The organism is Pusillimonas sp., from assembly GCF_029263785.1.
Taxonomy (GTDB): Bacteria; Pseudomonadota; Gammaproteobacteria; order Burkholderiales; family Burkholderiaceae_B; genus Pusillimonas.
The window spans coordinates 1-22,473 of record NZ_JAJUFE010000018.1 but is presented as its reverse complement, the minus strand read 5'-3'; the positions used below and the strand labels follow the sequence as shown (position 1 = coordinate 22,473).

Below are 22,473 nucleotides of genomic sequence, written 5' to 3'. Positions count from 1 at the left end.
GGGCTGCAGTTTCGGTATGCTGGAGTCTTTTCGTCCAGCCGAAATCAAAAGAGGGTGTCTGTGTTTTCTCTTGGTGTGATGCGATTGATATCCAGGGTGTCCGGTTGGCTGCTGGCTTGCAGCGTACTTTTGCTGGGTGCTCAGGCCATCGCTCAGGGGCTGCCCCCCGAACTGCAGCAGGCCTGGAAATCAACCCGGCTGCAACACGGCGACGTTTCCCTGGTTGTACAGGAAATTGGCGGGCCTCGCCTGATCGAGATTAATCCCGACCTGCCGCGTAATCCGGCTTCAGTCATGAAGATGGTGACGACCTGGGCGGCCCTGTCGGGCCTGGGGCCGGAGTACCGCTGGCGCACCGAACTGTTGGCCGGGCGCGGGCACCACGTCGACCAGCAGGGAAGTTTGCGCGGCCCGCTTTATATCAAGGCCTCCGGCGACCCGTTCATGACCCAGGAGGAGTTTTGGTTCCTGTTGCGTGAACTGCGTTTGCGCGGCATCAAGAACCTGACAGAAGTGGTGGTCGACAGATCAATATTTGGTCAGGTCGCCATCGACCCGAACGAGTTCGATGCTTCCGGAGACCGCCCTTACAACGCCAGCCCTGACGCCATGATGGTTGGGCTTGGGGCTGCGCGCCTGATATTCATGCCCGACAGGGTGGGGCGAAAGTGGGTTCCCGTTGTCGATCCGCCACTGCCCGGCGTTCGCGTGGTCGGCGAGGTTGCATATAGCGATGCTGTGTGTCCAGGGTCACCGTCCGTCTCGGCTCAGGCCCGTCAGGTTGGCGGCGAAACCTTGATCGAGGTCGCCGGCACGGCGGCGGGGTCCTGTGGCGAATTCAGCATCTATCGGCTGTTGCGGCCTCAGCCGGATCATTTTGAAGGGATGTTCAGGCACTTGTGGCGAGAACTGGGGGGAACATTGGCCAAGGGCATCCGCGCTGGCAAGGCTCCCGCCGATGGCGAACTGATTGCCTGGGCCGATTCTGAAACCCTCGCTGATACGATTCGCTTGATCAATAAGCAGAGCAACAATGTCATGGCCCGGGTGCTGCTGCTTACGCTCGCGGCTGAAAAAATCGGCCGGCCTGCCACACCTGCAAACGGGGCCCAGGCAGCATTGGCGGTGCTGAATGAGCAGGGTGTGGATACCCGTGGCTGGCGGATCGAGAACGGGTCCGGCCTGTCAAGGACCGAAAGGCTGACAGCCGGGGGACTGGCCGGCATGCTGGATGCGGCCTGGCGTTCGCCGCTCATGCCCGAATTTGTGTCCTCGCTGGCAATTGCTGGGGTCGATGGTACGATGCGGCGGCGGCTGCGTCAGGACGAGGCTCGCGGCATGGCTCATCTCAAAACCGGAACCCTCCGCGACGCTCGCGCCCTGGCCGGCTATGTCCTTGGGGCCAGCGGCAAGCGTTATATTGTCGTCAGTCTCGCCAACGGCGAACGCGCGACGGCCATTCGCCCGTTTGACGACGCCCTGATTCGCTGGCTCGCCTCGCGTTGATACGCGCGAATCCGGAACACTCATTCTTTAGTTGATAACCACCATGTCCATACACGAAATTCGCCATCCGCTGATACGTCACAAGTTGGGGCTGATGCGTAAAGCCGATCTGAGCACCAAGAATTTTCGGGAGATGTCTCAGGAAATTGCTGCGTTGCTTACCTATGAAGCCACCAAGGACCTGCCATTGGAACCGACCGTGGTGCAAGGCTGGTGTGGGCAGATAGAGGTCGAAAAGCTTGCCGGCAAGAAGGTGACCGTGGTGCCGATCTTGCGGGCAGGGATTGGCATGCTCGAGGGGGTACTGACACTTATTCCAGGTGCCAAGGTCAGTGCGGTGGGTATCGCGCGTGACGAAGAAACCTTGCAAGCTCACGCATATCTTGAACGACTCGTGGGTGCGCTGGATCAGCGCCTGGCACTGATCGTCGATCCCATGCTGGCAACAGGCGGGTCCATGGTTGCCACCATCGACATGCTCAAGAAAGCGGGTTGTCGCACCATTCGCGCCCTGGTTCTGGTGGCGGCGCCCGAAGGCATCAACGCGGTCGAGGCGGCACATCCCGATGTCCAGATATTTACCGCGTCCATCGATAGCCACCTTAATGCGAACGGTTATATTATTCCCGGCTTGGGCGATGCCGGTGACCGTATTTTTGGTACCAAGCAAAAAGACGATTAGCGTCCGCAAAAGCTGTGCCAGGGGCTTATCCGCTGACTGGATGACTGGCTGACCTGATCGCCCGCCTGTAAGATATTGATAACCTTTTTCCGGCTGATTTGTTACACGAGCCGGTCAAAGAATGTAGGATGCAAGTGTCGCAGTTCGAACAGAGGGTGATGGAATGCATCTGGCACGAGCAATCCCGGTCTTGGCTTTCCTGGCCTTCGGCTTCGCCGGCCAGGCGTCGGCCAGTCTATGTGACGCCCCTTTCATGCATGATCAGGGCAAGTTGCGCCTGGATGGAACAGGTGCGTTGCGCCTTGGCGCCAACCTGGCGTTTTCAGAAGTACGCAAGACCTCGACCGACGAATGTCAGGTCCGAATCACCGGAGTCGCCACATTTGGTTTGGCAGGCTTGCCGCCCGGAAAATCTGCGCTCGATTATTGGATGACCCTGCGAAGCGGTAACGCCAGTTTCGAGCGCGAGGCTGCGAGCGGCGGCCGAGAACCTGTCGAAGGCAAGTTCGATTTGCGAATGGTTGGCCTGTTTTCCTACGGCGAGCCCATTACCCGGGCCGGACAAACCTTTCCTGCACGAAAATTCCAGATAAATGTTGATCACAAAGGCATAGATTCCAAACCGGTTGTTGTCCACACGGGCACGAAAACTGTTGGTAACAAGACTGAAATCAGCACGGCAGCGGGGCAGCAAGAATGTTGGCCTATTGAATATTCGCGGGTTATTGAATCCACGCAGGCGTCGTTCAGCGGTCTGGTCATGCCTATTCCCGAGATCCGGTCTACCGTTGTTGACTGGTTCTGCCCCGACCTTAATATGGTCATGCGGCAGGAAAGCCGTCAGCAAGGTGTATCTTCAACCGTCGAGGTGACTGAACTCAAATGATATGACGCGCGTCAAAAAGCTTGTATGTTTGATCCACTACCATCAAAGTGGCAAACAGCGGTTAATCACCCATCCAAAAGGAGCCTGATCATGGCAAGAAACGATGTTAAAGCAAAAGAAGACCAGTTTATTGACAGCGTAAAAGAAAGCCTGGACGACGCCGAAAAGCTTTTGCGCGAAGCAGCCGATGCCACCGGTGAAAAGGCGACCGAGTTGCGCGAGAAAGCCATGGAATCCTTGCGTCGCAGCCGATTGGCCCTGTATGACGCTCAGGATGCCGTTCTGGCCAAAGGGCGGCAGGCGGCTCGGGCCGCCGACGACTACGTCCACGACAATCCGTGGCAGGCTGCCGGTATCGCCGGCCTTACCGGGTTGCTGGTGGGCATGTTGATCAGTCGCCGCTAACCGTCCTGTAACACTGGCCCGATCGGGGCCCCGGTTGCCCCGATCATCCAGATACAACCAAGGGGAGCTATGGCGTTAAGACACTCTGTCGGTGACATCGTAACCACCGTATTGTCGATGGCCCGCACGCGACTCGAGCTTTTCACGCTTGAGGCCACCCAAGAAAAGTCCCGTCTGCTGCGGGTGCTGTGCATGGCGTTTGGAGCCTTGTTGTTTGCGACGCTGGCACTTTTGGTGTTTTCGGTGGCCGTGACCCTATATTTCTGGCCTACCGAGGAGCGTTATCTGGCCATGGGCGTTCTGGCATTGATATACGCTGTAATTGGTGCTGGTCTTTTTATTGCGGTTTGGCGTGGTGTAGTCGACTCTCCTCCGCCATTTTCGGCCACGCTCGACGAACTAAAGCGCGATATTGCGCTTGCCAACCGTCTGCGTGAGCCCGACAACGTTGACGATACAGAGGGGATCCATGGCTAAGAAACCTTCGGCCGCCAAATTGCGCGAAGTTCGAATCGAGTTGTTGCGGGCGCGCGCCGCGCTCGAGCGTCAGACCCTTGGCACAAGCGTCCGCCATCTGGGGCAAGATCTCAAGCCGTCAGCGCTGCTGCGATCCCTCTTGCCTGGCTCGGTAAGCCGCAAGCGTCCTGCCGACTGGTTGTTCCAGGGCTTGAGCCTCATGAGGCGTTATCCCTTTATCGTTTCGACAGCATCCGCCCTGCTTTCGGGTGTACGCAAGCGTCATCGTTTATTGCGTCTGGGTGCCGGCCTGTTACTTAGTTGGCAAGTCGCCCGAAGCATGGGCGACCGGCGCTCATAAACCCAGTTCGCTCCACATCGCGTCGACGCGCGCCTTGACCGTATCGTCCATCTGAATAGGCCTCCCCCATTCGCGGTCGGTTTCGCCCGGCCATTTGTTTGTGGCGTCCATGCCCATTTTGCCGCCCAGGCCAGAAACCGGGGATGCGAAATCCAGGTAATCGATAGGGGTGTTTTCGACGAGCAGGGTGTCGCGGGCTGGATCCATGCGTGTCGTCATGGCCCACACCACCTCTTTCCAGTCACGGATATTGACATCATCGTCCACGACGATGATGAATTTGGTGTACATGAACTGCCGCAAAATACTCCACAGGCCGAACATGACCCGTTTGGCATGACCGGCGTACTGTTTGCGGATCGAAATGACGGCTAGTCGATAGCTGCATCCTTCTGGAGGCAGGTAGAAATCGACAATTTCAGGCAACTGACGGCGCAAGAGCGGTACAAAGACTTCATTCAGGGCAACGCCGAGTACGGCCGGTTCGTCAGGCGGTTTGCCTGTGTACGTGCTGTGGTAAATGGGGTTGCGCCGCATGGTGATGCGCTCGACCGTGAATACAGGGAACCAGTCTTGCTCGTTGTAATACCCTGTGTGGTCGCCGTAAGGACCTTCAAGGGCCATTTCATAGCCATTGGAGGGCGGGGGGCGCACACCATCGGGCACCTGCGGGGTGCGGGCGTCCGGATGCCCGGACGGCAGAATGTGGCCTTCGAGGACGATTTCGGCAAATGCGGGGACGGTCAGGTTGCTGCCCAGGGCATCGGCCACTTCGGTACGCGAGCCGCGCAGCAGGCCGGCGAACTGGTATTCAGACAGGCTGTCAGGCACGGGAGTCACGGCCCCCAGGGTCGTGGCGGGGTCGGCTCCCAGCGCTACGGCAATAGGAAATGCCGTGCCGGGGTGAGCCAGTGCATGATCGCGAAAGTCGAGTGCTCCGCCTCGATGCGACAGCCAGCGCATGATGAGCTTGTTACGGCCTATGACCTGTTGTCGGTATATCCCAAGGTTCTGCCGTCGGGCGTTGGGCCCGCGGGTGATCACCAGCCCCCAGGTCAGAAGCGGGGCGGCATCCTCGGGCCAGCAGGTTTGCAAGGGGATATTGTTCAGGTCGACTTCATCCCTTTCGAGGATGATTTCCTGGCAGACCGGATTGCGGATGCGCTTGGGAGACATGTCCCACAGTGCGGATTTCAGCATTGACACTTTGGCGAAGGCATCGCGCAGCCCTCGTGGGGCTTCGGGTTCACGCAAAGATGCCAGCAACTCGCCAATATCGCGTAGCGACGCGACGTCGTCAGCCCCCATGCCTTGGGCAACACGCTGTGGGGTACCGAAAAGATTGGCCAGCACCGGCATGGTCGATTTTTGCCCGCCATGTACGGGATTTTCGAACAGCAGCGCCGGCCCCTCGGCGCGTAGAACGCGATCACTGATCTCGGTCATTTCGAGCACGGTCGAAACGGGATGAGCGATGCGCTTTAATTGGCCTGCGCTTTCCAACTGGGCGATGAAGTCTCGCAGGTCGCGGTATTTCAAGTCACTCTCGCTGATTGGTTTTGATGGACGTCTAAGGTTAACATCGAGTTCGCTATTTTATTGCTATGAGGGCCGGCATTTGCCGCCCCTGACGGAGACAGTCTTCAGCTCATGACTACGTCGAGAACATATGGCCTGGTGGATCGTTCTGTGCGCTCGCTGGTACGGTGCGCTGCCGAAGTGACCCACGCGGCGGCCGTGTATCTGGGTATTGCAGTACTGGTTACCGTGGCGCTCAGCTTTGTCGTTCCGTCGCTGCGTGATCAGTCGCAGCAGATTCACGCCGCGCTGCTTGTCAGTCTCAAGCCGGGTAACGGTACATACGATGGTGCAGCCTATACCCTGGCCGATCGCTTATCGGGCGGACAACTGGTCTTGTCATCGGAGGCCGAGGCAGGGGCGCCCGACGGAGCGGCCACGCCCCAAACCTTTGTCGAGGCTCTGGGAGCGCTGGATGCGTTTTCGATTCCAGGCGTTACCAAGGTGCAGAGCCAGGCCTTGCGCAGCTACATCGCGCGCAAATACCGGATCGCTCATGATGTTGCCGGGGTCCTTATCCACACGGTGTACGCAGTGGCCCGAGAAAAAGACCTTGACCCCTTGCTTGTCCTGGCGGTGATCGCCATCGAGTCGCGATACAACCCCTTTGCGGAAAGCCATGTTGGTGCGCAGGGTCTGATGCAGGTCATGACCCGGGTACACAAAGACAAGTTTGAGTCGTTTGAAGGGGGGCCGGATGCCGCGCTGAATCCCATCGCCAACATTCGGGTCGGCAGTCAGATTCTGCATGACTGCATCAAACGGCGAGGGTCTGTTGCCGGAGGCCTCGCCTGTTATGTCGGTGCTACCGGGCCCAGCGACGGAGGGTATGGCGCCAAGGTGCTGGCAGAACGGCGCCGGCTGTCCCTGGCTTCGGGAATACCCCCGCGGCACTGATTGCGTTTATGTGTAGCGACGCGATGTGCCCGGATCACGCGCGGGCTTCCCGATTCAGAAAGGCTTCCATTCTGTGAACAGCCTCGCCAAGGCGGTCGAGGCCGGTGGCATATGAAAGCCGGATGGAATGGGCGGCGTGCGCGGGGCCGAAATCGCGACCCGGTACCGTTGCGACACCGCCTTCGTGTAACAGCCGGTGAACGAAATCGTCGCTGTCGCGGCTGAATTTCGTGATGTCAGCATAGACGTAAAACGCCCCGTCAGGCATCACGGGCACGTCCAGACCGATGCGCTTGAGCTCGGGCACGAGATAGTCCCGCCGTTGCTTGAACGAGAGCCGTCTCTGTTCATAGATACGCATGACTTCGGGCTCGAAACAGGTGACCGCGGCATGTTGAGCCAGGGAAGGGGCACAGATCGCCAGGCTGGCGGCCAGCTTCTCGATGGCGGGAATCATTGCCGCAGGTGCAATCAGCCAACCCAGACGCCAGCCGGTCATGTGGAAGTACTTTGAAAAACTGTTGATGATGACGATGTCGTCGTCCAGCTTCAGGGCACTGCGCGGCGTATCACCGTAGTACAGACCAAGGTAAATCTCGTCCATGATGATGAAGCCGTGGCGCAACCTTACCTCTGAAATCAGCTCTTGCAAGGCCTCGCGTCCGATTGTCGTTCCGGTAGGATTGCTTGGGGATGCAATGACCACGCCGCGCGTCGCGGGCCCCCAGTGCTGACGCACATCCTGGGCAGAAAGCTGAAAGCGTTGCTCTGCCGTAGAGGGAATAAGCCGGGGAACACCGCCCGCGCCCATGATGAAGTTCTGATTGGCAGGGTAAGCCGGGTCGGCCAGCAGTACTTCGTCGCCTGGATTGATCAGTGCCATGGCCGCCAGCAGAAGGGCGCCGGATGCTCCGGATGTCACCACCACCCGACCAGGATCTACCGGTGCGTCAAAGTGCTCACCATAGTAATGCGCAATGGCTTCGCGCAGCGCCGGCAGGCCCGCCGGAGCGGTGTAACCGCTGAGCCCCGCCGAAGCTGCCCGATTCAGTGTTTCAACCACCTGGGCAGGTGCGGTGAAGTCGGGCTCGCCGATACCCAGACTGATGATGTCCCGGCCCTGGGCGTTCAGGACGCTGGCCTGTTTGAAGACTTCCACCGCGTAAAATGGCATCACCTGATCGGTACGTTTGGCAAGACGGGTCATGGCATGGCTCGACGAGAAAACCCCGATTGTAGTCCGCGCTGCCGGCGATGGTGCGCCTTGCATCGCGTCTGAGCGGCCCTCGGGCGGCCGGTATACTTTCCGCAGTTTCCTACCCTTTACCAGGCATCAGAAGTAACGATGGAATCTTCATCCAGACGGGCGTTTTTGACGGGTCGTCGCACGCCCCGGACATCTTGGGAGCGATTTTCAGCGCGCATGCGTCGAGGTGTGCAGGGCGATTTTCTGGATTTTGGGGAATATGACGGCAATGGAAGTGGCCGCCTCACGCCTGCCGGCGCAGGAGATGTCCAGTTTGCCCTGAACTTATGCCGTGAACTGGGCGTGGTCCTGGCGCTTAGCGGCGTCGGCCAGGCAGACAGCCTGATGGGTAAATCCGTACTCTGGGTCGAACTCGGAGGCGCGTTGGCAGGATGCCAGCCCCTGCCCGACGACCCCAATAAATGGTTTGTTCAGCCCGGAACCCTGGTTTCCGACCTGGTTGATGCCGGATTGACACAATTTGCCGATCAGCCCGGCTACCTGACAATCGCGGCCTGGGTCGCAGACCGCAGCCTTTGCGGGTGGGGGCCTGGCGAGTCGCATTGCACAGGCTTGCTGCATGCGTCCGTGTTGATGGCCGATGGAAGCTCGGGAGTGCTCGGTCCTTTCGGCGCCCGCAATCGCATGCCGCTCGGCACCCTCACCCTGCAGACCCTGGTACCTCAACTTTTCGCCTTGATGGCCGGCGAACCCGCGGCAGGGTTTGCGACACTCGACAAGTGGCCTGCGCGTTACCGGCTTGATGCGATGGCGCCCCGGGGCGGCGGCGAGGTCAATCTGTCGCATCTGATGTTGGGGCATGGCGGCGACCTTGGATGGATCCAATGGCTGATCCTTGAGGCCAGGCCGCCGTTGCCATCAGTAGATTGGGCGACTGCGTATACCAGTCGTCCGCCGCCTGGCTACGCGGCGCAGGCAGAAGCCTCCACGGATTCGGCAGTTGATGTGTTTACGCGGTGGAAACAAGCGTCTACCCTTGATGCAAGCGTCAAGAACCTGTTCGATCCCAAGCGCGTCTTTCCCGATCCGGGCCAAGACCTTTGAGCTTTCGCCCCGTCAACGCCACAGGTAAGAAAGCGCCGCAGGCCCGCAGGTACACCTGTAACGTATGACCAACGGCGCACTAAGGGATAGAATGGGCGTCTCTAAATTATCTCGTCTTGTCTGAGTCGATCATCATGGAAGAAAACTTTCGCAAAGCGGCGCTCGAGTATCACGAGCAAGGCCGTCCGGGAAAAGTCTCGGTCACGCCCACCAAGCAGCTCTCCAACCAGCGGGATCTGGCACTGGCCTATTCGCCTGGCGTGGCAGCCGCATGCGAAGAAATCGTGATCGATCCTTTCAACGCCTATCGTTACACCGGGCGCGGCAATCTGGTAGGCGTCATCACCAACGGCACGGCTGTCCTTGGACTGGGCAACATTGGCCCGCTGGCGTCCAAGCCGGTAATGGAAGGCAAGGCTGTCCTGTTCCAGAAATTTGCCGGTATCGACGTATTTGATATTGAAATCAATGAGTCGGATCCGGACAAGCTGGTTGAGATCATCGCGGGGCTCGAGCCTACCTTTGGTGGCATCAACCTCGAAGACATCAAGGCTCCGGAGTGCTTTATTGTTGAACGCAAATTGCGCGAGCGCATGAAGATTCCGGTGTTTCACGATGACCAGCACGGTACTGCCATTTGCGTAGCCGCGGCTTTTACCAGTGCATTGCAGGTTGTCGAAAAGGACATCAAAGAGGTCAAGCTGGTGGTGTCCGGAGCCGGTGCAGCCGCCTTGGCCTGTCTTGATCTGCTGGTCGACCTGGGTCTGCCTCTCGAGAACATCTGGGTGTCCGATATTGAAGGCGTCGTGTACAAGGGTCGCACGGTATTGATGGATCCGGCCAAAGAGCGGTTCGCCCAAGACACCCAGGCCCGTACATTGGCCGAAATCATCCCGGGCGCCGATGTGTTCCTGGGCCTGTCGGCAGGGGGAGTGCTCAAGCCCGAAATGGTGGCGCAGATGGCTGCAAAGCCGATTATTCTGGCGCTGGCCAATCCCGAACCCGAAATCCTTCCCGAAATCGCCCACTCGGTACGCGACGACGTGGTGATGGCAACCGGGCGGTCCGACTACCCCAATCAGGTCAATAACGTACTTTGCTTTCCCTATATTTTTCGGGGCGCACTTGATGTCGGTGCCACGACGATTACACGCGGCATGGAAAAGGCCGCTGTCGAAGCCATTTCCAAGCTTGCCCAGGAAGAACAAAACGACGCCGTGGCGGCAGCCTATGGCACTTACAACGTTTCGTTCGGGCGCGACTATCTTATTCCCAAGCCTTTTGATACGCGCCTGATCATGCGTATTGCGCCGGCGGTTGCGCGCGCCGCCATGGAAGACGGCGTGGCGACGCGCCCCATCGCCGACTTCGATACCTACGCCGATGAACTCCAGCAGTTCATGTATCGCTCCGGATCCTTCATGCGTCCCTTGTTTTCGACTGCCAAGAGCATGGTACGAGACGGCGGCAAGGCGCGCATCGTGTTCAGTGAAGGCGAAGAAGAGCGCGTATTGCGAGCGGTACAGATCGTCGTCGACGAAAAACTGGCCAAGCCCATCCTGATCGGACGGCCTGCCGTGCTCGAGTCCCGCATCAAGAAATTCGGCCTGCGGCTCAAGCTGGGCGTTGACGTTGAGGTTACCAACCCCGAGTATGACGAACGCTTTCATCAGTATTGGACAACCTACTGGGAGATGCGTTGCCGCCATGGCATTACCAAGGAAATGGCTCGCGTCGAGATGCGCCGACGCCTGACACTGATCGGCGCCATGATGATCCATCTGGGCGATGCCGACGGCATGGTGTGCGGCACGGTCGGATCGTATGCGGATCACCTGCGCTTCATCGACGAAGTGATTGGCAAGGCCCCCGGTGCCAACACCTATGCCGCCATGAACATTCTGCTGCTGGCCGAGCGCACGATTGCGTTGGCGGACACCCACGTCAATGACAATCCTACCACCGAACAGATTGCCGAAATCACGCTGGCGGCGGCCGCTGAAATGCGTCGCCTCAATATGGAACCCAAGGTCGCCTTGCTGTCGCGTTCCAACTTCGGCACCGGCAGTTCGGCCTCCGGCACCAAGATGCGCGATGCGCTAGCGCTGGTTCAGCAACGTGATCCCACGCTTGAGATCGACGGCGAGATGCATGGAGACTGCGCCCTGGACGAGGCCTTGCGTTTGCGCATTCTGCCATCCAGTACGTTGAAGGGTGCGGCCAATCTGCTGATCTGCCCCAACGTCGACGCCGGCAATATCGCGTACAACCTGCTCAAGACGGCTGCCGGTGGAAACATTGCCGTGGGTCCGTTCCTGTTGGGCGTCAATGCACCCATACACATCCTGACATCCAGCTCCACCGTACGACGCATCGTCAACATGGCGGCGCTTACCGTGCTGGATGCGAATCAACCGCGTTCGACGTGATGCAATGCATGGAGGCTCCGGTGGTGCTCCGGTAGGACTCGTGTTGATGGGGGGCGGCGCACGCGCCGCCTACCAGGTCGGAGTCTTGTCGGGCATACTGGACATCATCGATCCGGATCGTTCTCCAAAGTTTCGCAATCCCTTTCCCATTCTCAGCGGCACCTCGGCCGGCGCCATCAACGCGGCGGCGCTGGCTTGCCGCGCCAATGATTGTCATCTGGCGGTAGACAGGCTCGTCCTGCTATGGGAATCGCTTCGAACCGAAAGCATTTATCGCAGCGACGCACTGTCGCTGTTGAGCACCGGGTGGCGGTGGCTGAGCATGCTGGCATTGGGCTGGCTGTGGCCGGATCTGCGCGGCAGGCGACCCAGTTCCTTGCTTGACAATAGCCCGCTGGCTGAGCTGCTTCATGAGACCCTGGACTTTGATCGTCTCAACGACAATCTCGATCAGGGAAATCTGCTGGCAATAGCCATTACCGCTGCGGCTTTTGTCAGCGGCGAACATTTGACGTTCTATAACGCACGCCATGTCATTGAACCGTGGACACGCAGCCTGCGTCGCGCTGTGCCCGGCCCGCTCGGTGTCGAGCATCTGATGGCGTCAAGTGCCATACCTTTCGTATTTCCCGCACAAGCCATTCTGGTCAATGGCAAAACTGAATGGTGTGGGGACGGATCCATGCGGCAACTGGCGCCCTTGAGCCCCGCCATTCATCTTGGCGCCAAGCGAGTGTTGGTTATTGGCACAGGGCACCGAGACGATACGCACGCTGAAGAACGTCGCGTAGACTCCCAATATCCGCCCCTTGCACAGGTGGGAGGACAAATATTATCGAGCATTTTTCTTGACGGCCTGTCCATGGACGTTGAACGGCTGGAGCGCATCAATGACCTGTTGGCACTCATCCCGCCGGAGTCGGGGCAATCCCTGCCGTTACGGACAGTCAGTGCACTGACCATAACCCCCAGCCAGCGACTGGATAAAATCGCCATGGAGTTTTTGCACCAAATGCCACGCGCAGTACGTACACTTTTTCGGGTACTCGGTGTATCGTCTGGTTCCGGGGCCACAACAGGTGGCGCGCTGGTATCCTACTTGCTGTTCGAGCCGGGATATATCCGCGAGCTTATTCGCCTGGGTAGAGCTGACAGCATGGAGCGTATCGAAGAAGTTAAAGCGTTTTTCAAGGAGTCGCCGTTATGACCCAAGCGCAGGCGTGGCAAAAGAAACTTCAAAAGGGCGGCCAGGTCGATGCCTCGGCCACATCCAAAGAGGACGCCGTCCAACGGGCCCAGGCTTTGGGCCTGGGTGCCTTCGTGGTGGATTGCGATCGAGCACGCAGTCGTTCCGCGGTGCTTCGGGCTGTCGTCAAGGCCGTCGATTTTCCCGAGTTCTTCGGCGGCAATCTCGATGCCCTGTACGACTGTCTCTGCGACACGGTACTCGACCAGAAGATCGGGCTGTTCCTGTGGTTTGATAACCTGCACTCGGGTGATCCGGCCCTCACCGACGATGCCAAGGCAATCCTGGCTGTTTGTGACGACGTGGTCGAGTTTGCCAAGAACAATGACCGCAGTTTTTCGTATGCTGTCGTGCATGCGGGTAAACATCCCGACCCCGAGCCTGGCGTGTCGCCCACGCCGTATTCTGGAGTACGTGAAGAATAGCCTCGAGGCTGGGTGAATCTTATACCCAGCCTTGCAGCGCACTGATGGCGGCAATCAGTGCCAAACCGGCGGTCTCTGTCCTTAACACGCGGTCGCCAAAACGTAACGGCCTTGCGCCATGACGCAGGGCCGTTTTTTGTTCCTCAGGAGACCAGCCTCCTTCCGGGCCAATCAGCAGGGAGACGCTTGAACTGCCGTCCAGGGCCTGGGCAAGGTTCTGATCCGCGTCAGGATGGCACAACAATACTGTCCCCAGGTCGTCGTTGTCGCTCAAGCAGGCTTCCAAAGACACGGGTTCGGAAAGCCGCAGGATGCGATTGCGCCCGCATTGTTCGCTGGCGGATTGGGCAATACGCTGCCAGTGCCCCAGGCGTTTCGCCCGTCGCTCGGGAGAAAGCTGCACCACGCTGCGCTGCGCTGCGACGGGAATCAGGCGCTGCGCGCCCAGCTCGACTGCCTTCTCGATAATCCAGTCCATCTTGTCGCCGGACGGCAGACCCTGGATCAGCGTAATCTGGCCTGGCAGTTCTGCCTCGACAGGATGATGAGCGCCCACCACGGCACTGGCCGTTTTTCCGTCGATGTGAAGTACTGCGTCGTAGTGTCCGCCGCTGCCGTCAAAAAGAATGATGGAAGCGCCGTCTTTCAGGCGCAGCACGCGTAGTGCGTAATGCGTCAGCTCCGGCGGCAGAGTCAGGATTTTATGTTCTTGTATCGGGACAGGGCAGAAGAAGCGTGGAGCGGCCATGGATTCTTGTTCATCGGTGCCACGGAAAGTCTTGACCGGGCGGGGGTGGTAAAATTGATGGCTTTGTGATGCTTTTGCCGGACCGCGACCGTGCGTGGTTGCCAGCCGGCCAGAGAATACCTCGAGATTACCCCATGAGCCCATCCCCCGCCCAAGATTCCACCTTGGCCAATGCCATCCGTGCGCTGTCGATGGATGCTGTCCAACAAGCCAATTCCGGTCATCCGGGCGCGCCCATGGGCATGGCCGACATCGCCGAAGCGCTTTGGACACGTCACTTGCGCCATAACCCTGCAGATCCTGCCTGGTTCGATCGTGATCGCTTCGTGCTTTCGAATGGGCACGGCTCAATGCTGATCTATGCACTGCTTCATTTGACCGGATACGATCTTCCGATCGATGAGCTTCGAAATTTCCGTCAGCTGCATTCGCGTACGCCTGGTCACCCCGAAGTCGGTATTACCGCGGGGGTTGAAACCACTACCGGCCCGCTTGGCCAGGGCCTGGCCAATGCCGTGGGCATGGCACTGGCCGAGGCCTTGCTCGCCAAGGAATTCAACCGTGAAGGTCACAAGATTGTCGACCATTACACGTACGCCTTCGTGGGTGATGGCTGCCTCATGGAAGGCATCTCGCACGAAGCCTGCTCGCTGGCCGGCACGCTAAAGCTTTCCAAGCTGATTGTCTTTTACGACGACAACGGCATTTCAATTGACGGCAAGGTCGAACATTGGTTTGGTGACGATACCCCCGGTCGTTTCGAAAGTTACGGCTGGAACGTGGTGCGTAATGTAGATGGCCACAATGTTGCCGATGTTGACCAGGCCATCGTCCAGGCCAAGACCTGGGCTGAGGCCGGCAAGGGCCCCACGCTTATATGCTGTCGCACCATCATCGGCAAGGGTTCGCCCACCATGGCCGGCAGCGAAAAAGTCCATGGTGCGCCTCTTGGCGCCGACGAAATCGTTGCTACACGCGAAGCACTTAATTGGCCGCACGAGCCCTTCGTCATTCCTGACCATGTGTATCAACGCTGGAACGCTCGCATCAAGGGCGAGCTTTGGCAGAAGGAATGGCAAACTGCGTTCGATGCATACAGCCAGGCCTATCCTTCGGAAGCAGCTGAACTGACGCGTCGCATGAAAGGGGAACTTCCCGCTGACTTTGCCCAGAAGGCGCGCGAGTTCGTGCAGGCTACCGCTGAAAAGGCCGAGACCGTCGCCAGTCGCAAGGCTTCGCAGTTCGCCATCACCGCATTTGCCGAGATACTGCCCGAGATGCTGGGTGGCTCTGCCGACCTGACCGGTTCGAACTTCACCGACTGGAAGGGCGTTGCACCGGTACGCGCAACGGCCGAAGGCCTGCAGTTTGGCCGCCACATCAATTATGGCGTCCGCGAATTTGGCATGGCTGCTGTGATGAACGGCATTGCCCTTCATGGCGGCTACCTGCCGTTCGGCGGCACCTTCCTTACCTTCTCGGATTATTCACGTAATGCAGTGCGCATGGCCGCGCTCATGAAGCAGCGCGTGGTGCACGTGTTCACGCACGACTCCATCGGTCTGGGCGAAGACGGCCCGACGCACCAATCCGTTGAGCATGCGAGCAGCTTGCGGCTGATCCCCAACCTTCATGTATGGCGGCCTTGCGACACCACCGAAACAGCCGTGGCTTGGCAACAAGCCCTGCAACGGCCCGCCAGCCTGGGCATGTCCGTGCATGACGGCGGGCCAAGCGCTTTGTTGCTGTCGCGTCAGAACCTTCCCTTTGTCGAGCGTAGCGCCGACACCATTGAAGCCATTGCTCGAGGCGGATACGTTTTGCGTGACGCGGACAATGCCAGGGCGGTCATTATCGCGACAGGGTCCGAAGTTTCCTTGGCTCTTGGTGCACAAGAGCAATTGGCAGCACGGGGCATACCGGTTCGCGTGGTTTCCATGCCGTGCACCGAGCTTTTTGACCAGCAGGATGCGCAATGGCGCGAGTCGGTTCTTCCCAAGGGCTTGCCACGTGTTGCAGTCGAAGCGGGGGTTACGGCGGGCTGGTACAAATATGTGGGTCTGGAAGGCGCAGTCGTGGGGCTGGATACCTACGGCGAGTCCGCCCCTGCAGGAGTCTTGTTCAAACATTTCGGTCTGACCGTTGAGCGTGTCGCGGCAGCCGTCGAGCAAATTTTGTAAAACAGGAGAGTAACCATGGCGATTCGCGTCGCGATCAACGGATATGGACGTATTGGCCGCAATATTCTGCGCGCCCACTACGAAGACGGTAAGAAGCACGACATTGAAATCGTGGCCATCAACGACTTGGGCGATCCCAAGACGAACGCCCACCTGACCCGTTACGATACGGCTCATGGGCGATTCCCCGGAACGGTCGAGGTCGACGGCGACTACATGATCGTCAACGGTGATCGCATCCGCGTGCTGGCCAATCGCAATCCGGCCGAACTGCCGTGGGGCGAGCTCAAGGTAGACGTCGTGCTTGAATGCACTGGCTTCTTTACCAGCAAAGAAAAAGCCAGCGCCCATATTCAAGGCGGTGCCAAGAAGGTGATCATCTCGGCGCCCGGCGGCAAGGATGTCGACGCTACCATTGTTTACGGTGTCAATCACGACGTTCTCAAGGCCAGCGACACCGTCATCTCCAACGCTTCGTGCACGACCAACTGCCTGGCTCCGCTGGTTCAGCCTTTGCACCAGAAGCTTGGCGTGGTAACAGGCCTGATGACCACCATTCACGCCTACACCAACGACCAGGTGCTGACCGATGTCTATCACAGCGATCTGCGTCGGGCCCGCTCGGCTACCTCCAGCATGATCCCCACCAAGACTGGTGCTGCGTCGGCTGTCGGTCTGGTGTTGCCAGAACTCAATGGCAAGCTCGACGGCTACGCCATTCGTGTTCCGACGATCAACGTGTCTCTGGTTGACCTTTCCTTCGTCGCAGCCCGTGAAACAACGGTCGAAGAAGTCAACAGCATTCTCAAGGCCGCTGCAGCCGAAGGTCCGCTCAAGGGCATTCTCGATTACACCGACGAGCCGCTGGTTTCGGTCGACTTCAATCACTCGACAGCGTCGAGCACGGTAGACGAGGGCCTCACCAAGGTTTCGGGCAATCTTGTCAAGGTGGGTTCGTGGTACGACAACGAGTGGGGCTTCTCCAATCGCATGCTCGACACGACCGTCGCCCTGATGACGGCCAAGTAATCGGACGCTACAGTGCAACAAGGGCGGGCGTGATCCCGCCCTTTGATATTCACACTCATAAAAACCATGTCTGCGATCAATACTTTATCGGCCCTGGCCAAGACTGACGCACTTTCCGGCAAGCGCGTCCTCATTCGTTCCGACCTCAACGTTCCGTTCAACGACGCCGGCGAAATCTCTGAAGATACGCGTATCCGTGCCTCGGTTCCGGCCATACGCATGGCGCTGGACGCCGGTGCAGCGGTGATGGTGACGTCGCACCTTGGACGCCCCACGGAAGGTACTGTGGCCGCTGCCGACACATTGGCGCCTGTCGCTGCCCGTCTGACTTCCCTCATGGGGCAGCAGGTGGAACTGGTGCAAAACTGGGTCGACGGTGTCCAGGTCGATCCGGGCCAGGTGGTATTGCTCGAGAATTGCCGGTGCAACGTCGGCGAAAAGAAGAACGACGAAGCGCTTTCGCGCAAGATGGCCAAGCTGTGTGATGTGTATGTAAACGATGCTTTCGGCACTGCACATCGTGCCGAAGCGACGACTCATGGCATTGCCAGGTTTGCCCCCATCGCTTGCGCCGGCCCTTTGCTCGAGGCCGAACTCGATGCCCTCGGACGTGCGCTCAGCAACCCCAAGCGCCCCATGGTCGCGATCGTTGCCGGTTCCAAGGTGTCCACCAAGCTGTCCATTCTGCGTTCGTTGGCAGACAAGGTTGACCAGCTCATCGTCGGTGGAGGCATCGCCAATACCTTCATGCTTGCCCAAGGGTTGGCCATAGGCAAATCGCTGGCCGAGCCCGAGCAGGTGCCCCAGGCGCGCGAAGTGATAGAAATCATGAAGGAACGCGGTGCAGACGTACCCATCCCTGTCGATGTGGTGTGTGCCAAATCGTTTGCAGCCGATGCGCAGGCTGAGGTGAAGCCTGCAGGCGAAGTGGCTGAAGATGATCTGATCCTGGATATCGGACCCGAGACAGCGGCCCTGTTGGCAGCCAAATTGCGTCAGGCCGGAACCATTGTCTGGAACGGGCCGGTTGGCGTGTTCGAGTTTGACGCCTTTTCGGGTGGCACAGAGGCCATTGCCAATGCCATTGCCGAGTCCGACGCCTTCTCGATAGCCGGCGGGGGCGACACCCTGGCCGCTATCGCCAAGTACGGTATCGCAGACAAAGTGGGTTATATCTCGACGGGCGGTGGCGCTTTCCTCGAGTTCCTCGAAGGCAGGACCCTGCCCGCGGTCGATATCCTTCAGCAACGCGCAACAAAATAAGCGTGCTTTAGCAGGAGAACCTCCATGTCCACGAATGTTCGGCTGATCCGCCGCAATCCTGATGATCTGCTGGTTGGCCTGGTGTCAGTATCCGATCGCGCCTCCAGCGGTACCTATGAGGACCAGGGCATACCTTCGCTGCAGTCCTGGCTGGACGGGGCCTTGGTAGGCACCTGTCAGTATGCGACCCGTCTGATTGCAGATGATCGCTCGACCATTGCCCGTACCTTGACAGAGCTTGTAGATGACGTCGGCTGCGACCTGGTGCTGACAACGGGCGGCACCGGTCCGGCCCGGCGCGATGTTACGCCGGAGGCCACGCTGGACGTCGCCACCAAGCCCATGCCTGGGTTTGGCGAACAGATGCGTCAGATCAGCTTGCGATTTGTGCCGACGGCGATTCTTTCACGGCAAGTGGCGGTGATTCGTGAAACCGACGACCACGCTGCCTTGATCATCAATCTGCCGGGTCAGCCCAAGGCCATCAAGGAAACCCTTGAGGGCCTCAAGGACAGCGATGGAAACCAGGTGGTGCCTGGCATTTTCGCAGCGGTGCCTTATTGCATCGACCTGATCGGCGGGCCGTATATCGAGACGAACGAACACGTGGTGAAGGCTTTCCGGCCGAAGTCAGCCGTACGCACGGCACGATCCTGATCCCGCACGCGGCGACCCGATGGTCGCTTGAAATGTTCACAGGCCGGTAGGCACGGTTTTGAAAGCCTTGTAGGGCGTTTGCATGGGAATGCGACACGTCCCGTTCGGGTAAAATTGCAGTCATCCCCTTTATTCTTTTGATTTGGAGGTCTTGTCATGGCCCTAGTTTCCATGCGCCAGTTGCTTGATCATGCCGCCGAGAACGGTTATGGCATTCCGGCATTCAACGTCAACAACCTGGAGCAGGTCCAGGCCATCATGGAGGCCGCACACGAAACTGACAGCCCGGTCATCATGCAGGCCTCGGCCGGCGCCCGCAAATATGCCGGCGAAGGTTTCCTCAAGCATCTCATCCAGGCGGCGGTCGACAGCTATCCGCATCTTCCGGTCGTCATGCACCAGGACCACGGCCAATCCCCGGCGGTTTGCAAAGGTGCCATTGATCTGGGCTTTACCAGTGTCATGATGGACGGCTCCCTCAAGGAAGACGGCAAAACCATCGCCGAATACGAGTACAACGTCGATGTCACCAAACAGGTAGTGCAGATGGCGCACAAGCTGGGCATCACCGTCGAAGGCGAACTCGGCTGCCTGGGGTCGCTCGAGACCATGACGGGTGACAAGGAAGACGGCCACGGCGCAGAAGGCACCATGACAATGGATCAGCTGCTGACCGATCCCGAGCAGGCCGCTGACTTCGTGCGTCAGACCCAGCTCGACGCCCTGGCCATCGCCATCGGTACCAGCCACGGGGCATACAAGTTCTCGCGCAAGCCTACCGGCGATATCCTTTCGATATCGCGCATCAAGGAAATTCACGCCCGCCTGCCCAACACGCATCTGGTCATGCATGGCAGCTCAAGCGTACCGCAAGACCTGCTGGCGGAAATCCGTCAGTTTGGCGGCGACATGAAAGAAACGTACGGCGTACCTGTTGAAGAAATCCAGGAAGCGATCAAGTTCGGTGTGCGCAAGATCAATATCGATACCGACATCCGCTTGGCTATGACCGGCGCCATCCGTCGTTTCATGGCCGAGAACCCGTCCAAGTTCGACCCACGCGAATACCTCAAGCCCGCACGTCTTGCTGCCAAGAAGATCTGTCTCGAGCGCTACCAGCAATTTGGCACTGCCGGCAATGCCAGCAAGATCAAGCCGATTCCGCTCGACGAAATGGCGCGTCGCTATGCCGCCGGCGAGCTGGCTCAGGTGGTGCAGTAAATGACCGCCCTGCATCAGTCGCAGATCAAGTCGCTGCCCTTATTGGCGCGTGGCAAGGTGCGCGATATGTATGCCGTAGGCGACGACAAGCTGCTTATCGTCGCCTCCGACCGCATTTCGGCCTTTGACGTCATTCTTGACGATCCCATTCCCGGCAAGGGTCAGGTTCTGACCGAGCTCACCGAGTTCTGGCTGAAGAAGCTTGCTCATGTCGTTCCCAATCATTCAACGGGAATTGCGCCCGAAGACGTGGTAACTGCTCAAGAACGCGATCAGGTCGCGGGTCGCGCCATGGTGGTCAAGCGGCTCAAGCCTGTCATGGTCGAGGCGGTTGCCCGCGGCTACCTGATCGGTTCGGGCTGGAAAGATTATCAGGCCACAGCTGCGGTGTGCGGTATCAACTTGCCGGCCGGTCTGCGCCTGGCCAGCAAGCTTCCCGAGCCAATTTTTACTCCGGCTGCCAAGGCCGAGGTGGGGGCACACGACGAAAACGTTGATTTCGCGCATGTCGTAGCCGAGGTCGGGCAAGACATGGCCGAGCACATCCGAAACGTCACCCTGCGACTGTATGGCGAAGCAGCGGCCTATGCGGCTGAAAAAGGCATCATCATTGCCGATACCAAATTCGAGTTCGGACTCGATTCGTCGGGCACATTGCATCTGATGGACGAGGTCCTGACACCTGATTCTTCACGCTTCTGGCCGGCCGACCAGTACGCCGAAGGAAGCAGTCCTCCTTCTTTTGACAAGCAGTTTGTGCGTGACTGGCTTGAAACACAGCCCTGGGACAAAACGGCGCCGGCCCCTCGTCTGCCGGCCGAGGTCATCGAAAAGACCGCGGCCAAATATCGTGAGGCGGTGACCCGCCTTGTTTCCTGATCCCGTCACATATCGCCCGCCTTGCGGGCATTATTGCCCGTCATCCTTATGAACACTTCCTCCGGCAGTCTGTCTGATGAGTCTCCGTTGATCGGCGTCATCATGGGTTCGTCCAGTGATTGGGACGTCATGAAGCATGCGGTGGCCATTCTCGAAGAGTTTGGTGTGGCGCACGAAAAACGCGTAATTTCGGCGCACAGGATGCCTGCCGATATGGCACGCTATGGCGAAGAGGCGGCTGCCAGGGGCTTGCGCGGAATTATTGCCGGCGCGGGTGGTGCGGCACACTTGCCCGGAATGATGGCTGCGCTAACTTCTGTTCCCGTATACGGTGTGCCGGTACCTTCGCGCTATCTGCGCGGTGAAGATTCCCTGCTTTCCATCGTGCAGATGCCCAAGGGTGTGCCGGTGGCCACGTTCGCCATTGGCGAGGCCGGTGCGGCGAATGCGGCCCTGCATGCCATCGCGTGCCTGGCCGTCACCGAACCCGCACTGCGCCAGAAGCTTGAAGCATTTCGCGCGCGCCAGACCGAGGCGGCACGTGCCATGGCCCTCCCCACCAGCTCTGACGGTACCGCAGGCTGATCGATTTACTATTGTTTCGCCCTGACCGGCGCAGGGCACCACAACATGAAAGAAACTTCCGACACGCATGTGATCGCACCTGGCAACTGGCTTGGAATGTTGGGTGGCGGCCAGCTTGGGCGCATGTTTTGTCATGCGGCCCAGAGCATGGGTTTTAAGGTCGCCGTACTGGATCCGGCTGCGCAATGCCCGGCAGGTGTGGTGGCCGACCTGCACATACAGGCGGCCTACGACGATGCGCAGGCTCTTGAGCGCCTGGCCGATTTATGCGCGGCGGTCACCACCGAGTTCGAGAACGTGCCGGCGCAAAGCCTGGCGCAGCTCCAGCAACGTGTCCGGGTGTCTCCTGATCCCCGTTGTGTCGCCATTGCCCAAGACCGTATCAGTGAAAAAGCGTTTCTGGCCGAAGCCGGTGTCCCGGTTGCTCCTCATGCCGCGATCCGCGTTGAGCAAGACCTTGATCAGCTGCCCGTAAACCTGTTTCCGGGTATTCTGAAATCGGCCCGCATGGGATACGACGGCAAGGGACAGGCTCGCGTAAGCTCCCTTGAGCAAGCACGTGCAGCCTGGAAATCGATGGGTGGAGTACCGTGTGTGCTCGAGGCATTCGTGCCATTGGTATCCGAAGTGTCCGTGGTTGTGGCGCGCGACGTCAAAGGGAACGCAGTGGCGTATCGTCCGTCGACGAACGAACATCGCGACGGCATTCTTGCTGTATCGTTGGTCGAT

22 protein-coding genes are annotated in these 22,473 nt (G+C 59.1%); 19 read left to right on the top strand and 3 right to left on the bottom strand.

All coding sequences use genetic code 11. The features are described from left to right. The first annotated feature begins 78 nt into the window (after positions 1 to 78). The 6 genes from dacB to Q1J88_RS06730 all read left to right on the top strand — a co-directional run bounded on the left by dacB (position 79) and on the right by Q1J88_RS06730 (position 4,296). Positions 79 to 1,506, top strand: coding sequence for a D-alanyl-D-alanine carboxypeptidase/D-alanyl-D-alanine-endopeptidase (gene dacB, locus Q1J88_RS06755; protein ID WP_301116854.1), 1,428 nt, complete (start codon positions 79 to 81; stop codon positions 1,504 to 1,506). Between the two features lie 43 nt (positions 1,507 to 1,549). After that, positions 1,550 to 2,188, top strand: coding sequence for a uracil phosphoribosyltransferase (upp, locus tag Q1J88_RS06750; protein WP_301116833.1), 639 nt, complete (start codon positions 1,550 to 1,552; stop codon positions 2,186 to 2,188). Positions 2,189 to 2,351: 163 nt separating this feature from the next. Further along, positions 2,352 to 3,074 (top strand): hypothetical protein, encoded by a 723-nt coding sequence (locus Q1J88_RS06745; RefSeq protein ID WP_301116832.1) that lies wholly within the window; start codon positions 2,352 to 2,354, stop codon positions 3,072 to 3,074. 90 nt (positions 3,075 to 3,164) lie between these two features. After that, the gene (locus Q1J88_RS06740; RefSeq protein ID WP_301116831.1) at positions 3,165 to 3,479 is read left to right on the top strand and encodes a DUF883 family protein; all 315 of its coding nucleotides are present in this window, start codon (positions 3,165 to 3,167) and stop codon (positions 3,477 to 3,479) included. A gap of 69 nt (positions 3,480 to 3,548) precedes the next feature. Continuing rightward, complete coding sequence (locus tag Q1J88_RS06735; RefSeq protein WP_301116830.1) at positions 3,549 to 3,956, top strand: phage holin family protein; 408 nt, start codon at positions 3,549 to 3,551, stop codon at positions 3,954 to 3,956. Then, positions 3,949 to 4,296, top strand: a complete 348-nt coding sequence (locus Q1J88_RS06730; RefSeq protein WP_301116829.1) for a hypothetical protein — start codon at positions 3,949 to 3,951, stop codon at positions 4,294 to 4,296. The genes Q1J88_RS06735 and Q1J88_RS06730 overlap by 8 nt, the downstream gene beginning before the upstream one ends. Here Q1J88_RS06730 and Q1J88_RS06725 read toward each other — a convergent pair. Continuing rightward, positions 4,291 to 5,835 (bottom strand): UbiD family decarboxylase, encoded by a 1,545-nt coding sequence (locus Q1J88_RS06725; RefSeq protein WP_301116827.1) that lies wholly within the window; start codon positions 5,833 to 5,835, stop codon positions 4,291 to 4,293. The two genes, Q1J88_RS06730 and Q1J88_RS06725, sit on opposite strands and share 6 nt — an antisense overlap. A gap of 135 nt (positions 5,836 to 5,970) precedes the next feature. On the opposite strand from Q1J88_RS06725, the gene Q1J88_RS06720 reads away from it, so the two are divergent. Beyond that, positions 5,971 to 6,771, top strand: a complete 801-nt coding sequence (locus Q1J88_RS06720; RefSeq protein WP_301116853.1) for a transglycosylase SLT domain-containing protein — start codon at positions 5,971 to 5,973, stop codon at positions 6,769 to 6,771. A 34-nt stretch (positions 6,772 to 6,805) separates the two neighbouring features. On the opposite strand, the gene Q1J88_RS06715 is transcribed toward Q1J88_RS06720, so the two are convergent. Then, a complete protein-coding gene (locus Q1J88_RS06715) occupies positions 6,806 to 7,978 on the bottom strand; it encodes a pyridoxal phosphate-dependent aminotransferase (protein ID WP_301116825.1) in 1,173 nt (390 codons plus the stop codon). 216 nt (positions 7,979 to 8,194) lie between these two features. Between Q1J88_RS06715 and Q1J88_RS06710 the strand changes: the two genes are divergently transcribed. The 4 genes from Q1J88_RS06710 to Q1J88_RS06695 all read left to right on the top strand — a co-directional run bounded on the left by Q1J88_RS06710 (position 8,195) and on the right by Q1J88_RS06695 (position 13,182). After that, positions 8,195 to 9,082 (top strand): FAD-binding protein, encoded by an 888-nt coding sequence (locus tag Q1J88_RS06710; protein ID WP_301116823.1) that lies wholly within the window; start codon positions 8,195 to 8,197, stop codon positions 9,080 to 9,082. A 134-nt stretch (positions 9,083 to 9,216) separates the two neighbouring features. Beyond that, the gene (locus Q1J88_RS06705; protein ID WP_301116821.1) at positions 9,217 to 11,511 is read left to right on the top strand and encodes an NADP-dependent malic enzyme; all 2,295 of its coding nucleotides are present in this window, start codon (positions 9,217 to 9,219) and stop codon (positions 11,509 to 11,511) included. Then, on the top strand, positions 11,486 to 12,718 hold the full coding sequence (locus Q1J88_RS06700; protein WP_301116820.1) for a patatin-like phospholipase family protein: 1,233 nt from the start codon (positions 11,486 to 11,488) through the stop codon (positions 12,716 to 12,718). Before Q1J88_RS06705 ends, Q1J88_RS06700 begins: the two co-directional genes overlap by 26 nt. Next, positions 12,715 to 13,182, top strand: coding sequence for a barstar family protein (locus tag Q1J88_RS06695; protein ID WP_301116819.1), 468 nt, complete (start codon positions 12,715 to 12,717; stop codon positions 13,180 to 13,182). Before Q1J88_RS06700 ends, Q1J88_RS06695 begins: the two co-directional genes overlap by 4 nt. A 19-nt stretch (positions 13,183 to 13,201) precedes the next feature. Here the strand turns inward: Q1J88_RS06695 and Q1J88_RS06690 are convergent, their stop codons facing one another. Next, positions 13,202 to 13,930, bottom strand: a complete 729-nt coding sequence (locus tag Q1J88_RS06690; protein ID WP_301116817.1) for a 16S rRNA (uracil(1498)-N(3))-methyltransferase — start codon at positions 13,928 to 13,930, stop codon at positions 13,202 to 13,204. 134 nt (positions 13,931 to 14,064) lie between these two features. Here Q1J88_RS06690 and tkt point away from each other — a divergent pair, with 134 nt between their 5' ends. The 8 genes from tkt to Q1J88_RS06650 form a co-directional block, all read left to right on the top strand. Beyond that, a complete protein-coding gene (tkt, locus tag Q1J88_RS06685; RefSeq protein ID WP_301116816.1) occupies positions 14,065 to 16,110 on the top strand; it encodes a transketolase in 2,046 nt (681 codons plus the stop codon). Between the two features lie 15 nt (positions 16,111 to 16,125). Further along, positions 16,126 to 17,139, top strand: coding sequence for a type I glyceraldehyde-3-phosphate dehydrogenase (gap, locus tag Q1J88_RS06680; RefSeq protein WP_301116815.1), 1,014 nt, complete (start codon positions 16,126 to 16,128; stop codon positions 17,137 to 17,139). Positions 17,140 to 17,205: 66 nt separating this feature from the next. Next, on the top strand, positions 17,206 to 18,402 hold the full coding sequence (locus tag Q1J88_RS06675; protein WP_301116814.1) for a phosphoglycerate kinase: 1,197 nt from the start codon (positions 17,206 to 17,208) through the stop codon (positions 18,400 to 18,402). Positions 18,403 to 18,426: 24 nt separating this feature from the next. Continuing rightward, entirely contained in the window at positions 18,427 to 19,059 is a 633-nt protein-coding gene (gene mog, locus Q1J88_RS06670) for a molybdopterin adenylyltransferase (protein WP_301116813.1), read from the top strand. A gap of 156 nt (positions 19,060 to 19,215) precedes the next feature. Continuing rightward, complete coding sequence (fba, locus tag Q1J88_RS06665; RefSeq protein WP_301116812.1) at positions 19,216 to 20,280, top strand: class II fructose-bisphosphate aldolase; 1,065 nt, start codon at positions 19,216 to 19,218, stop codon at positions 20,278 to 20,280. Further along, the gene (locus tag Q1J88_RS06660) at positions 20,281 to 21,159 is read left to right on the top strand and encodes a phosphoribosylaminoimidazolesuccinocarboxamide synthase (RefSeq protein ID WP_301116810.1); all 879 of its coding nucleotides are present in this window, start codon (positions 20,281 to 20,283) and stop codon (positions 21,157 to 21,159) included. A gap of 48 nt (positions 21,160 to 21,207) precedes the next feature. Then, entirely contained in the window at positions 21,208 to 21,744 is a 537-nt protein-coding gene (purE, locus tag Q1J88_RS06655; protein WP_301116809.1) for a 5-(carboxyamino)imidazole ribonucleotide mutase, read from the top strand. 45 nt (positions 21,745 to 21,789) lie between these two features. Then, positions 21,790 to 22,473 (top strand): ATP-grasp domain-containing protein (locus Q1J88_RS06650; RefSeq protein ID WP_301116807.1); only part of this gene is annotated, 684 nt, incomplete at its 3' end.

Coding starts and splice junctions, on each gene's coding strand:
- Q1J88_RS06695 (WP_301116819.1), top strand. CDS start 12,715: ATGACCCAAGCGCAGGCGTGGCAAAAGAAACTTCAAAAGGGCGGCCAG.
- purE (WP_301116809.1), top strand. CDS start 21,208: ATGAACACTTCCTCCGGCAGTCTGTCTGATGAGTCTCCGTTGATCGGC.
- Q1J88_RS06715 (WP_301116825.1), bottom strand. CDS start 7,978: ATGACCCGTCTTGCCAAACGTACCGATCAGGTGATGCCATTTTACGCG.
- mog (WP_301116813.1), top strand. CDS start 18,427: ATGTCCACGAATGTTCGGCTGATCCGCCGCAATCCTGATGATCTGCTG.
- upp (WP_301116833.1), top strand. CDS start 1,550: ATGTCCATACACGAAATTCGCCATCCGCTGATACGTCACAAGTTGGGG.
- fba (WP_301116812.1), top strand. CDS start 19,216: ATGGCCCTAGTTTCCATGCGCCAGTTGCTTGATCATGCCGCCGAGAAC.
- Q1J88_RS06675 (WP_301116814.1), top strand. CDS start 17,206: ATGTCTGCGATCAATACTTTATCGGCCCTGGCCAAGACTGACGCACTT.
- Q1J88_RS06745 (WP_301116832.1), top strand. CDS start 2,352: ATGCATCTGGCACGAGCAATCCCGGTCTTGGCTTTCCTGGCCTTCGGC.
- Q1J88_RS06705 (WP_301116821.1), top strand. CDS start 9,217: ATGGAAGAAAACTTTCGCAAAGCGGCGCTCGAGTATCACGAGCAAGGC.
- Q1J88_RS06735 (WP_301116830.1), top strand. CDS start 3,549: ATGGCGTTAAGACACTCTGTCGGTGACATCGTAACCACCGTATTGTCG.
- Q1J88_RS06700 (WP_301116820.1), top strand. CDS start 11,486: ATGCGAATCAACCGCGTTCGACGTGATGCAATGCATGGAGGCTCCGGT.
- Q1J88_RS06730 (WP_301116829.1), top strand. CDS start 3,949: ATGGCTAAGAAACCTTCGGCCGCCAAATTGCGCGAAGTTCGAATCGAG.
- gap (WP_301116815.1), top strand. CDS start 16,126: ATGGCGATTCGCGTCGCGATCAACGGATATGGACGTATTGGCCGCAAT.
- Q1J88_RS06660 (WP_301116810.1), top strand. CDS start 20,281: ATGACCGCCCTGCATCAGTCGCAGATCAAGTCGCTGCCCTTATTGGCG.
- Q1J88_RS06690 (WP_301116817.1), bottom strand. CDS start 13,930: ATGGCCGCTCCACGCTTCTTCTGCCCTGTCCCGATACAAGAACATAAA.
- Q1J88_RS06710 (WP_301116823.1), top strand. CDS start 8,195: ATGCGTCGAGGTGTGCAGGGCGATTTTCTGGATTTTGGGGAATATGAC.
- Q1J88_RS06740 (WP_301116831.1), top strand. CDS start 3,165: ATGGCAAGAAACGATGTTAAAGCAAAAGAAGACCAGTTTATTGACAGC.
- dacB (WP_301116854.1), top strand. CDS start 79: ATGCGATTGATATCCAGGGTGTCCGGTTGGCTGCTGGCTTGCAGCGTA.
- tkt (WP_301116816.1), top strand. CDS start 14,065: ATGAGCCCATCCCCCGCCCAAGATTCCACCTTGGCCAATGCCATCCGT.